The sequence below is a fragment of the Tenacibaculum soleae genome (assembly GCF_030549005.1).
Lineage (GTDB): Bacteria > Bacteroidota > Bacteroidia > Flavobacteriales > Flavobacteriaceae > Polaribacter > Polaribacter soleae.
In genome coordinates, this window is the sequence record NZ_JAUOSW010000005.1 from 71,353 (window position 1) to 83,686 (window position 12,334).

The 12,334-nt window shown below is 30.2% G+C and carries 11 protein-coding genes; all 11 read right to left on the reverse strand.

Features of this window, described 5'->3' with window-relative positions; genetic code table 11:
- The 11 genes from Q4586_RS08510 to Q4586_RS08560 all read right to left on the reverse strand — a co-directional run bounded on the left by Q4586_RS08510 (position 1) and on the right by Q4586_RS08560 (position 12,277).
- On the reverse strand, positions 1-1,434 hold the full coding sequence (locus tag Q4586_RS08510) for a DUF3526 domain-containing protein (RefSeq protein WP_303528348.1): 1,434 nt from the start codon (positions 1,432-1,434) through the stop codon (positions 1-3).
- Between the two features lies 1 nt (position 1,435).
- A complete protein-coding gene (locus tag Q4586_RS08515) occupies positions 1,436-2,839 on the reverse strand; it encodes an ABC transporter permease (protein ID WP_303528351.1) in 1,404 nt (467 codons plus the stop codon).
- Positions 2,836-3,552: an ABC transporter ATP-binding protein gene (locus Q4586_RS08520; protein WP_303528354.1), complete on the reverse strand. Its 717-nt coding sequence runs from the start codon at positions 3,550-3,552 to the stop codon at positions 2,836-2,838. The genes Q4586_RS08515 and Q4586_RS08520 overlap by 4 nt, the downstream gene beginning before the upstream one ends.
- 39 nt (positions 3,553-3,591) lie before the next feature.
- Positions 3,592-4,065 carry a DUF4625 domain-containing protein gene (locus tag Q4586_RS08525; RefSeq protein WP_303528357.1) on the reverse strand — a complete coding sequence of 158 codons (474 nt, stop codon included), beginning with the start codon at positions 4,063-4,065 and terminating at the stop codon, positions 3,592-3,594.
- A gap of 55 nt (positions 4,066-4,120) precedes the next feature.
- On the reverse strand, positions 4,121-4,945 hold the full coding sequence (locus tag Q4586_RS08530) for a hypothetical protein (protein ID WP_068703195.1): 825 nt from the start codon (positions 4,943-4,945) through the stop codon (positions 4,121-4,123).
- A gap of 20 nt (positions 4,946-4,965) precedes the next feature.
- Entirely contained in the window at positions 4,966-7,332 is a 2,367-nt protein-coding gene (locus Q4586_RS08535) for a TonB-dependent receptor (protein WP_303528360.1), read from the reverse strand.
- A gap of 179 nt (positions 7,333-7,511) precedes the next feature.
- The gene (locus Q4586_RS08540) at positions 7,512-7,847 is read right to left on the reverse strand and encodes a hypothetical protein (RefSeq protein ID WP_068703199.1); all 336 of its coding nucleotides are present in this window, start codon (positions 7,845-7,847) and stop codon (positions 7,512-7,514) included.
- A gap of 155 nt (positions 7,848-8,002) precedes the next feature.
- Positions 8,003-10,018, reverse strand: a complete 2,016-nt coding sequence (locus Q4586_RS08545; protein WP_303528362.1) for a M3 family metallopeptidase — start codon at positions 10,016-10,018, stop codon at positions 8,003-8,005.
- 58 nt (positions 10,019-10,076) lie between these two features.
- On the reverse strand, positions 10,077-10,556 hold the full coding sequence (gene purE / locus Q4586_RS08550; protein WP_303528363.1) for a 5-(carboxyamino)imidazole ribonucleotide mutase: 480 nt from the start codon (positions 10,554-10,556) through the stop codon (positions 10,077-10,079).
- Between the two features lie 91 nt (positions 10,557-10,647).
- Positions 10,648-11,805, reverse strand: coding sequence for a 5-(carboxyamino)imidazole ribonucleotide synthase (locus Q4586_RS08555; RefSeq protein ID WP_303528365.1), 1,158 nt, complete (start codon positions 11,803-11,805; stop codon positions 10,648-10,650).
- Positions 11,806-11,869: 64 nt separating this feature from the next.
- The gene (locus Q4586_RS08560; RefSeq protein ID WP_303528368.1) at positions 11,870-12,277 is read right to left on the reverse strand and encodes a Rieske (2Fe-2S) protein; all 408 of its coding nucleotides are present in this window, start codon (positions 12,275-12,277) and stop codon (positions 11,870-11,872) included.
- Positions 12,278-12,334 lie beyond the last annotated feature (57 nt).

The following is a 12,334-nucleotide window of genomic DNA, read 5'->3' on the forward strand; positions in this document are numbered from 1 at the left end:
TTAATAATTAATAAGTGTTCCTTTTTTTAATTTTCGTTTAAAAACCCACCAAGCGATACTCACAAAAAATAAAGAAAAAACTATTAGTGAAATTAATTTTATTAATAAGGAAGAAGAGTCAGAAACTTTGTATTTAAAAGTTGGAAGTTTATAATACAGTTTTGTGCTAAATTTTTTGTTTTTATATAACAAGGGAACAAAAAAGTTTCGCCATTGCTTAGAAAAAGCACCAGCTTGCTCTCTAAAATTTTGATAATGTAAACTAGAGGTTCCGGCAATATCATTTAAAGCTTGTTGCAAAATTATAGCAGGCGAAGTATATTGCCAATTTTGTACCCATTTTTGTTGATTTTCTAATTGAATATCATAAGTGTCAATTAAAGGTTTTAACTCTTCTTCAACTAAATTTTGTGAAGCCATATATTTATGCCAAAAAGAATAATTTGTACTAGTATTATTACTAGCATATTCTGGATGATCTCTTAAATAACTATCTAAAATTTCATCTTGTTTTTTTGAAATTTCTTCTTTAACCTCTCTTATCTCACTGATTAATTTTGTTCTTGACGGAATCGGATAAAAAGTATTACCAAGTTGACCAATTACCGCAGGAATTATTAAAATTATAAATACCCAAATAGCAAGTAAACTAACGGCATTTTTTGCAGAGTTATTAATCAATATATTTATTAAAAACACCATAGCAAACCAAAAAAGAATATAGGCTGTTATTAACAATAATGTATTTATATAAACTGTAAAATTGGAATAGAAATCAAACTTATTGATTGCAAAAGTTATGGTTAAAATTAAAAGTGTACTTATAGTTAACCAAATGAAACGTATACCAATTTTTTGTACTATCCAAGTAAATATAGATAAAGGTTGTGAAGCTAATAGTTTTAAAGAACCAGCTTCTTTTTCTGACGAAAAAATATTATAACTAAAAGCAATAATAATTAGCGGAAGTATGTAAATGATAACAAAAGAAAGGTCAAAACTTCCAAAAAGTAATTGAATAGGGTTCGTTAATTCAGCATAATTAAATAAAAAACTATCTCCATAAGCTTTTGGTTGCACATAATGGGTAAATAAATCACTTTGTCCTGTCGCTATAAAAGCCAGTGATTGTGGGGGCATTGCTACTACTCTTGGAAAAGAATAACCTATGTGCATGGGTCTTGTTGGTGCAGCCCATGAATTGTTACTTGTTTTATGCCCTTTTTCAATAGAATCTAATACTTGTAGCATTTTTTGATCCTTCTTTTTTACGCTATTATTAATTGCTTCAATATCAGCAATGCGTTTGTTTACCTTAACTTTTCCGTTGTAACCCGCAAAAAGAATAATAGTAAGTATTGTAAAAAAAAGTAAAAGAAGCCACTTATTACGTAATAATATTTTTAATTCGTATTTAAAATTATGTGTAATCATTTTAATAAGTTTTATTAGTAAATGTTAGTACCAGTGATGTAATTATAAACCACACAAAAAGCATTAAAAATAGAAAGGAATTTTGTTGTAAAGTCTTTTCGAATGAAGAAGTTTCATATTTAAATTCTGGTAGTTTACTCCAGGTACTTGCAGGTGCCACATAACGTTCTCCGTATTTTGAATTTTTTTGGGTAGTACCGTTTAAAAAACCTTGTGTTTCAACCCTATATATTTCGGCCGATTCGGTAAAATTCCAATGATTTTCATAATCAGTTTTTGCGACTGCCATTGATAAAAAACGAGTAGGAAGAAAAGGAGAAATAATAGCTAATGATTTATAAATTTTATCTTGATTTTTAGCTTGTTCTTTTAAGAAAGCGTAATGTTTTTGATACACTTTAGCTTGATACTCTTCTCCTTTTTGCATGCGGTAGGCACTAAAATTAAATGGAAGTTTATGAACACTATCAACTTTATATTTAGTAAGAACTTCTTGTTCTAATTTTTTAGCTTCCTTGCTCCAAGGGTTATGACCATCTAAGCCTTTTTTGTTTTCCTCTGAAATTTGTTTAGAAAACTCTTGATGCGTAGGATATGGATATTTGGCATCAGCGAGATTACTGGCAACTTTAGGAGTTATAAAACAAGCTAAAACCCAAAAAGATAAATTAATAACTAAAGAAATTCCTGATTTTTTTACAAGAGAAGAAATTATTAAGGTGATATTTATAAAAACAAAATAATATAAAAGATATATCAGGTATAAAGTACCAAAAGGCTTCCAGTTAAAAACCCCATAGTTTTCGATGCTAGAAAGTATAATAGCTCCTGTAGCAAAAAGAAATGTAAGAATTGTAAATAGAGGTATTAATGTGGCTACCCATTTACCTAAAAGCAGTTTCCAACCAGTAACACCTTGACTTTTTAAAATGTAAATAGTTTTACCTTCAATCTCTTTAGTAAAACTATTATATCCAATTAAAATTATAATTAAAGGAAGTATGTATAGTAAAATAAAATCAACCGTTAGTTCTCCAAAACGAGATAAGGCAGTTTGATCAGAAGCATTACTAAATTGTGCTTGATTTCTACTATGCGCTTCTAAAAAAACAGAAACACCAGTGTATTTATCAATCCCTTGATCTATAAGTGATAATGGAGATTTAGGTTTAAAAATATAATTACCATAATGTGCTGCCGAATGAGGGGTTTTTTCCCCTTGAGACTCCCATATTGTTCGTTCGTTATTTTTAGCTTCATTATATTGATAATTAGTAGTCTTGTATTGTTTATTTGTTGCTAAAAGAGCTACAATTAATAACACAAATACGATACTTATTGAAATTTTAAAACGACCGTCTCTAAAAATTTCTTGAAGCTCTTTTTTTATTACGTAGTAAATCATACAGGTTCATCTTTTAAGTTCATCGTTTCTAAGTATAATTTTTCTAAATCTAGCAATGAAATATCATCACTTAAAAAGCAATGTTTTAATTCCCCTTGTTTCATAATACCAATATGTGTACCTATTTCTTTAGCTCTAAAAATATCATGTGTAGCCATTAATGTAGCTACATTGTCTGCTTTCATTTTTTTTAAAAGCTGTCCAAATTCATTACTGGATTTTGGATCTAACCCCGATGTAGGTTCATCTAGTAATAATACTTTTGCATCTTTAGCAATGGCCAAAGCAACTCCTATTTTTTGTCGCATTCCTTTTGAAAAATACTGCGTACGTTTATGGTAAGCTTCTTGTTGCAAGCCAGCTTCATCTAAAAAGAATTCTAACTCTATTTTAGAAAACTTGTAGCCACCAATTCCTAAAAAATAATCTAGATTTTCTACCGCAGTTAAACTAGGGTACAACATTAAATTTTCTGGAATATAAGTTAAGAATGATTTTGTTCTTTTAGTGTTATTAGCAACATCTAACTCATTAATAAAAGCATTGCCAGAAGTAGGGGTGATAAAATTTAATAATAGGTTTATCGTGGTTGATTTTCCAGCACCATTTGCGCCAAGTAAACAAAATATCTCTCCTTCTTTTATTTCTATATTTAAATTATTTAACGCAATAAAATCGCCATATTTTTTAGTTAAGTTTTTAGTTTTTATCATTTTGTGAAATCGTTTTTTAGAATTCTTTGTGTAACAAGTTTATTCAATTTTAATATCTATTGATGTTCTGCTTTGCCAACCAGTTATATCAATTACAGAAATTTGACAATGATAATCTCCCGTATCGATATCATTAGGTATTGTTATGACTTGCGAAATTTCATATTCTTTAGGTTCGTTATCAATAGTATAGTTTTGCATAAAAATTAAAGGAGAAAGAGGTGTTTTGATAGGGCTCAGTTCACATTGGCTTCCTTGATCATCATGTGTATGGTGGTCAAAATTATGGTGAATGTCGATAGCGTATTTGGCTAAAGCAACATTGTCAGAAACTTTTACTTTAATAGTGTATTGTTTACCTTTTTCTAATACGGTACATGATTTAGGAAAACCTTGGTTGTAATTAACTGATATTGTTGGTTTTTCTTCGTCGATATTTTCAGAATCACTACTACAGTTTACTAATGGTAAGCATAAAAGTAGAAGGAGTGTTGTTTTTTTTATAAATTTCATTTTTTTAGATATAAGAGGCTACCCAAAGAGGTTCGGGCAGCCTTGATTTTTATTGTTAATTTATTTCGAAAGGAATAGATAGTTTTACTTTTTCTTTTTCACCATCTTCTTGTACATAAATGTTTAACCAGTATCCTCCTTTTGGAGATTCAGGAATTAAGTCGAAATGATAATGGATATCTGGGTTTATTACATTTTCATATAATTCTTTTGGTAATATTGTTACTACACTATCCCATTCACCAACGGCTACATCTTGGCCAGTTCGCCATTCTTCAAACCATAATTCATATTTAATTTCAGTTACTTTATTAGGAGTAGATACATATTCAAATTCGGTATGTAGTTCATCTTTTCCGTAAGTAACTCTATTGTTTTCACCAACTTCTAAATGTTTAAATTTTTGAACAATATTTAACTTCTTTGTAACAATACTTTTAGTACCATCTTCATGTTCAACAGTAATTTTAAAGTTGTATACTCCTTCAGCAGCTTTAAACGAAGGTTCATATTTGCTATCTTCATCAAAATAAACATGGTAATGAATATGAGGATTTAATTGCCCTTGGTATCTTTCAACAGGTACTAAATGATCTCTTAAGTCCCATATTAATTCTCCGTCGTTAACTGCATTTGTACTGTGTGCTTCAACATCAAAATATATTTTAGATACTTTGCTGGTTCCAGTATAGTCAAATTCGATATGCACATCTACATTTGATTGTGGTAAAATAAAATCAGAGTTTCCTAACTCGATATTTGTAAATCTTTCAGCATTTTTGTTTTCTTCAAAGGTTTTAACGATTGAATCGTCATCGCTACAAGAAACCATAAAAGTGGTTGCTAAAAATAGAATTGCTGTTTTAATTGTGTGTTTCATGATTAAAAAAAAATGATTGTTTAAAATGTTTGTATAATGGTTATTGAAAAATTTCTACCAGGTTCAGGGACCTCAATCAACCGGTAAAAACTTGTGTGATTAAAAGCTTTAGTATTAAAAATGTTATTTATTTTTCCTTGAATTTTTAAAGGATGTTTTTTTGAAAAAGGAAATGTATTTGTGTGTAAACCTATATCTACAAGCGTGTAGCCTTTGGTTGGTTTTTCTGGTGGAACTATATTGTCTTGATCCGAAACAATTCTTACTTTCGAGAAAAACGAGGTGTCTTTTAAAAAGAAGAAACGATTTAAATTGTATTTAAGTGATAGTATTCCGGTTAAAGGTGGTGAAAACGGTAGGGTAAAGTTTTTCTTTTTACCGCTTAATTGTGTTGCCTTAACATACTCTAAAGATCCTTTAAAAGTGAAGGTTTTAATCGGTGTGTATTCTAGGCTAATTTCGCCTCCATATCTAAAAACCTCGCTCTGTGTATATTGATATTTTTGAAGTGTTTCGTAATATTCAGATGTAGGGCTTAAGTAAATATAATTGTCAAAGTAATTAGCAAAGGGAGTAATTTGGATAAAACTATTCTTAAAGTTTAAACTAAATTCTCCATCAACTTGATAAGAGCTTTCAGGTTGTAAATTGGTGTTACCTTCTTCATAGCGATACATGTGATAATTAACTCCGTTTGAAGCAAGCTCATTAGCTAAAGGAATTCTAAAACTTTTACCAAAGTTTATTTTGTAAGAAGTATTTTTTACCGAATAACTTAATCCAGCAGAAGCACTAAAGTTTTTAAAATTTAAATTCCTTTTTTCTGATCGCTGTAATTGTTGTTGTGTAATGTTTCCGTTATTATCAGTAACAGGAGATGTAAACCATTCATAATATGGTTGTGTTTTTACAACCCCATAATCATAACGTATTCCAGTATCTAGGTATAAATTAGTATTAATTTTTATTTGATCATATAAAAAGGCGCCAACAGTTAGTCTTGTGTATTCAGGAATCAGAAATCCCCAGCCATCAATGTCATTGTCTTGATATTCGAAATTAAGTCCTGTTGTAATTTTATGGTTTTTAAAACCATAATGATTATTTTTTATATTAAAACTGTAAGTGTTTTTGTTAAATAAACGCTCTTTGGTTGAATCTGGTTTTGGCATATAACCATGTGGCACAGGCTCTGAATGTTCTTCTCTGTCATTTATTTGATAACCAAGTTCAATATCTAAAGTATTGTTAGCAAAAAGAAAACTGGTGTTATTTGTTATTTTAAAGTGATTAACTTTATGTAGTGGTAAATCAATATCTCTATTGTTTGCATCGTAATTAATTTTCGAAGTTCTTACCTCTAATCCATGTGCGTTTGCAAAAAAACCATTTTTAGCATTTACATTACTAAAAGTAGTGATTGTATTTATTTTATCAGAAGTGTAACCTAAAGAAACACTACTATTATGATTACGTCCTGCTGTATTTCGTAAATAGTTTTTATGTAGGTTAAAAATGTAATTATCATACGTTATTGTACGAGTAGGCACCTTATAATCACCATATTCTTCATGCGTAATTCTTGCTTTATAATACCAATGTTTATAACGTTGTTTTACGCCTAATGATATTCCGTATAAATCATTATTACTCCTGTTAGTTAGGTTTAGTTCTCCAGAAAAAGAATTAACATCTGGGAGTAAATTATTTTTTAAACTAATAACACCTGCAATTGCATCAGAGCCATGCATTAAAGAAGCAGCTCCTTTTGTTACTTCAATGTTTTCAACGTTGTATTGATCAATTTCTAAACCATGATCTGCTCCCCATTGTTGCGCCTCGTGTTTAATTCCGTTTTCAACAACCACCACTCTGTTAAAACCGAGCCCTCTTATTGTAGGTTTAGATTGCCCAGACCCAATGGCAATTGTACTTACACCTGGTATATCTTTTAACGTTTGCATTAAGCTATTGTCTCTATTTTGTTCTAAAAACAGTTTGCCAATTTTTTGCTTATTGCTTGAGCTTTTATGAAATACTTTTTTTGTACTATGTGCAATCGTAACTTCGTTAAGCAACGAAATATCTTGTTTAAGAGCTATTGATATTACCGAGTTTTTAAGAGGGAATGTTACCAGTTTTTTATGGGTAATATATCCTACGTGCGTAACACTTAGTAGTTGTTTTTTAGAGTTAATTCCTTGAAAGTAACTGTTTCCTTTTAAATTGGTGTACGCGTGTTTTAAGCCAATACTTACATGGGCATTGGGCAGCTCTATTTGTGTTGCCTCATCAATTACTTTTACCGTTACACTATTAGTGTTTTGGCTAAAGATAAAAGCATGAAACAATACACAAAATAAAGCACTTAAGCTTAGTTTTGTCATTATAGTAAAAAATAAGTGGATGTAGTATTATGATCAAATAATTATAATATTTGAGGATAATACAGATTAAATTAGTGAGTTACTTAAATTCAATTAAATAGATAATACAAAACCATCTATACACTAATTTGTAGGTAATAAATAGCTGTTGGTATTAAATAAAAAGAGAATAAAAATAATTAAGAGTTCACAGGAGGAGCTCTTAGTCTTTTAAGTGATGAAAAGTAAGAAACAGTAGCAATTAAATTGTAACTTTCAATTACGTTCTTATTAATTTTAAAAGTTTTAGTTTGTGCAAACTTTTTTGAAGCTAAGTTAAAAGCAGCAAAAGAAAAATAACAAATATCACAATGATCATTTACAGATTCATGTAAGTGTGTTAATTTTTCTTTACAATGATGATGACTTTCATCTTTATGCTCATGAGTAGCTTTAACAATAGCAGGAAGCATAATAAGCAACACCAAAAATATGGCGGTGATTCTACTTGCAATGCTATTGTTTTTTATGGTCATTTATCTTTTTTTATAGAAAAGAAATGCAAATATAAATTATTAATAATCATTATAAATAGGTTATTGTGTTAAAAGTTTAAAAAAATGATAAGAATATTATTTTAGTGTTTTTTAAAGAAAAAACCTTTCGAAATTTCGAAAGGTTTTTGTAGCTTTTATAGTAACCCAGCACGTTTTAAAAGTGCATCAGGTTTAGGTTCTTTGCCTCTAAAGCGTTTATATAATTCCATTGGTTTTTCGGTGCCTCCTTTTGATAAAATATTATCTTTAAATTTATCCGCAACTTGTTTATTAAAGATTCCTTCTTCTAAAAAATACTCAAAAGCATCAGCATCTAAAACTTCCGCCCATTTATAAGAATAATATCCGGCAGAATATCCTCCTTGAAAAATATGAGAGAAAGCCGTACTCATACAGTTTTCAGCAACATCAGGATATAGTTTTGTTTCAGAAAACGCAGCGGTTTCAAAATCTTTAACAGATTTAATTTCTGATGGGTTTTGGGAGTGCCAACTCATATCTAATAATCCAAAGCTTAACTGACGAAGCGTTTGCATACCTTCATGAAAACTAGCTGACTCTTTTATTTTTTCAACATATTCCATCGGAATCGTTTCTCCAGTTTCATAATGTTTTGCAAACAACTCTAAAGCTTCCTTTTCGTAACACCAGTTTTCTAAAACCTGACTAGGAAGTTCTACAAAATCCCAAGAAACTGATGTTCCTGATAAGCTGTTGTAAGTGGTGTTTGCTAACATACCATGTAATGCATGTCCAAATTCATGAAACAAGGTTGTAACTTCATTAAAAGTTAGTAAAGAAGGCTTTGTTTCGGTTGGTTTTGTAAAATTACAAACGATAGAAACTTGCGGACGTTCATTAACACCATTTTTAATTTGTTGCGATTTATAACTCGTCATCCATGCACCATTTCTTTTTCCTGGCCTTGGATGAAAATCAGCATAAAAATGAGAAATGAAATTTCCGTTTGCATCAGTTACATTGTATGTTTTTACATCTTCGTGGTATTTATCTATCGAATTTATTTCTTCAAACTGTAAGTCGAATAAACGATTAGCAATTTCAAAAACACCATCAATTACGTTTTCTAATTTAAAATAAGGTTTTAGTAATTCTTGGTCTAAAGAAAATAATTCTTTCTTTAATTTTTCTGAATAATAAGCGCCGTCCCATTTTTCAAGTTGCGTTATACCATCTAATTTTTTAGCGTAAGCAGCTAAATTATCAAATTCACGTTTTGCGGCAGGTTTTGCTTTGGCTAATAAATCGTTTGAAAAAGATAACACTTTTTCAGGTGTTTCTGCCATTCGTTCTTCTAAAACAAAATGTGCATGTGTTTTATAACCTAGTAAATTGGCTCTTTTATGACGAAGTTTTACAATATTTAAAACAACATCTTCGTTGTTAAAGTCATTATCTTGAAATGCTTTTTTACCAGCTACAATGGCTAATTTTTTACGCAATTCTCTATTGTCAGCATAGGTCATAAAAGGAATGTAACTTGGATAGTCTAAAGTGAAAACCCAACCTTTTTTTTCTTTTGATTTTGCAACCTCTTTAGCAGCCTCTTTTACACTTTCAGGTAAACCTGATAAATCATTTTCATCAGTTAAATGCATTTCAAAAGCATTGGTTTCAGCCAATACATTTTCTCCAAATTTTAATGATAGCTTAGATAATTCAGCATCAATTGTGCGTAATTCTACTTTGTCAGTTTTATTTAAATTAGCGCCGTTTCTAGCAAAACTTTTGTATTGTTTGTCTAGCAACATTTTTTCTTCAGAAGATAAGTCTAAACTGTCTTTAGCATCAAAAACAGTTTTAACTCTTTTAAATAAAGCTTCATTTAACGTAATATCATTTCTGAATTCACTTAGCCAAGGAGAAACCTCTTGTGCTATTTTCTGAATTTCATCATTGGTTTCGGCAGAATTTAGATTGAAAAAAATAGAAGTTATTTTATTCAGCTTTTCACCTGTAAAATCTAAAGCTACTGTGGTATTATCAAAAGTAGCAGCATCAGTATTATTTACAATGGCAGCAATTTCTGTTTTTGCTATTTTTATTGCTTCTTCAATAGCAGGTTTATAGTCTGCATTTGTAATTTTAGAAAAAGGAGGTGTATTAAAATCTTGTAAAAGTGGATTCATTTATTCTTTTTTCAAACCTCACAGGTTTGAAAAACCTGTGAGGTTTATTTATAATAATCTATTTTTTTACGCGTTCCGAAGCTTTTTCAACTTTAAGTTTTAAACCTTCTTTGTAGGCAATAATTTTGTCTAAAACACATTTATCAGAAGCACCAATAATTTGAGCTGCTAAAATCCCTGCATTTTTTGCACCATCTAACGCAACAGTTGCAACAGGAACGCCACCAGGCATTTGTAAAATTGATAAAACAGAATCCCATCCATCAATTGAGTTTCTACTTTTTACAGGAACTCCAATTACAGGCAACGGACTCATACTTGCTACCATTCCTGGTAAATGCGCAGCTCCACCAGCACCAGCAATAATAACTTTTATCCCGCGTGTGTGTGCGTTTTTAGAATAGTCAACTAATTTTTCAGGTGTTCTGTGAGCAGATACAATATCAACTTCTATTTGAATATCAAAACTTTCTAAAATATCGATTGCTTCTTGCATTATTGGAAGATCTGAATCGCTTCCCATTATAATTCCTACCATAATTTATGTTTTTTAAATGAGGTTCTGAACTTTTTTTCAGAACCTCATGAGTTTGGTTGAGAAGCTGAAATAAATTCAGCTTGACGAATAATTATTTAGCTATTACTCTAATTGTTTCTTTTACTTGTTGCGCTATTTTTCGCGCCTCATTTATATCTTTATTAACGATTGTTACGTGTCCCATTTTTCGGAAAGGTTTGGTTGTTTTTTTTCCGTAAATATGTGGGGTTACTCCATCAATTTTTAAAATTTTGTGCATGTTTTCATAAACAACATCGCCTGTATAACCTTCTTCACCTACAAGGTTTACCATAATTCCGGCAACTTTACTTTCGGTATTTCCTAACGGAAGATTTAAAATACTACGAACATGTTGTTCAAACTGACTAGTATAACTTGCTTCGATTGAATAATGTCCAGAGTTATGTGTTCTTGGCGCTACTTCGTTTACTAAAATAGCATCATCTTCTGTTTGAAACATTTCAACAGCTAATAATCCAACAAAATCTAATTTACTGGCAACATCTAAAGCAACTTCTCTAGCTTTTTTTGCTACAGTAGTATCAATTCTTGCAGGACAAATTACATATTCAACCTGATTTGCCTCTGGATGAAATTCCATTTCAACAACAGGATAGGTTTTTATTGCTCCATCAGAATTTCTAGCAACAATTACTGCTAATTCATTTTTAAACGGAACTAATTTTTCTGCAATACATTCTCCTTCTGGTAAGGATTGTAAATCATCATAATTACGAACCACTTTTACGCCATTACCATCATAGCCAAATTGCGCAGCTTTCCATACAAAAGGGAATTCAATAATGTTGTTTTCGTATGAATGTTTTAATTCTTCTAAAAAAGCATAATGAGAAAAATCGGCAGTAGGAATTTGCTGGTCTCTATAAAATAATTTTTGACGTGCCTTGTTTTGAATTACTCGTAAATTGGCTGGCTTTGGGTAAATTGTTAACCCTTCGGCTTCTAGTTTATCTAAAGCATCAATGTTTACATTTTCAATTTCAATAGTTAATACATCTACTTTTTTACCAAAATTGTAAACAGTATCAAAATCAAACAAATCTCCTTGATGAAATTCGTTGCAAACTTGTGCGCAAGGAGCTTGAGCATTGTTATCTAAAATAACCGTATAAATGTCTAGTTTTTGTGTTTCGGTAAGTAACATTCTACCTAATTGTCCGCCACCGAGAACGCCCAATTTAAAATCAGAAGAAAAATAATTTTTCAAGATAAATATTTTAGTGTGTTGTTGTTATCGCAAAAATAAGAATCTAAATAATAGAATTATATAATTAACGAGATATTCTTAATTGTGTGTTGCTAATTTTTGTAACAAAATACATTAAAGCATGGCATCCTTCATTGTTAATCGGAGCTCCGTTTGCTAAGTAATTATATTTTTTATCATCACATGGACATTTAATTTGCACGCCATCAAAAGTCATTAATGAATTACAATTAGACTCAGGACATTGTCTATCAAAAGCTTTATAACTGTTTCCTACTCTAAAAATATAAACATTTCGTCCTTGAATTATGGTTTGAGCCTCTCCATTAGGAATGTTTAATTCTTGAAATTCAGGCAAAGTTAAATCTAAAATAGCATTTATACTAACTCCTCTAAAACAGTTATTAGTAGGTATGTTATCACTACAACTTAAAGTGATTATAAAGCAAAATATAGATATAAGTTTTTTCATTATTTTAAAACAGGGTTATTAAACTAACGCTACGAATTTACAAATATTTTGTACATT

Excerpts from the sequence above, each read along its gene's own strand:
- Q4586_RS08510 (WP_303528348.1), bottom strand. The coding sequence starts at position 1,434 with ATGATTACACATAATTTTAAATACGAATTAAAAATATTATTACGTAAT.
- Q4586_RS08515 (WP_303528351.1), bottom strand. The coding sequence starts at position 2,839 with ATGATTTACTACGTAATAAAAAAAGAGCTTCAAGAAATTTTTAGAGAC.
- Q4586_RS08520 (WP_303528354.1), bottom strand. The coding sequence starts at position 3,552 with ATGATAAAAACTAAAAACTTAACTAAAAAATATGGCGATTTTATTGCG.
- Q4586_RS08525 (WP_303528357.1), bottom strand. The coding sequence starts at position 4,065 with ATGAAATTTATAAAAAAAACAACACTCCTTCTACTTTTATGCTTACCA.
- Q4586_RS08530 (WP_068703195.1), bottom strand. The coding sequence starts at position 4,945 with ATGAAACACACAATTAAAACAGCAATTCTATTTTTAGCAACCACTTTT.
- Q4586_RS08535 (WP_303528360.1), bottom strand. The coding sequence starts at position 7,332 with ATGACAAAACTAAGCTTAAGTGCTTTATTTTGTGTATTGTTTCATGCT.
- Q4586_RS08540 (WP_068703199.1), bottom strand. The coding sequence starts at position 7,847 with ATGACCATAAAAAACAATAGCATTGCAAGTAGAATCACCGCCATATTT.
- Q4586_RS08545 (WP_303528362.1), bottom strand. The coding sequence starts at position 10,018 with ATGAATCCACTTTTACAAGATTTTAATACACCTCCTTTTTCTAAAATT.
- purE (WP_303528363.1), bottom strand. The coding sequence starts at position 10,556 with ATGGTAGGAATTATAATGGGAAGCGATTCAGATCTTCCAATAATGCAA.
- Q4586_RS08560 (WP_303528368.1), bottom strand. The coding sequence starts at position 12,277 with ATGAAAAAACTTATATCTATATTTTGCTTTATAATCACTTTAAGTTGT.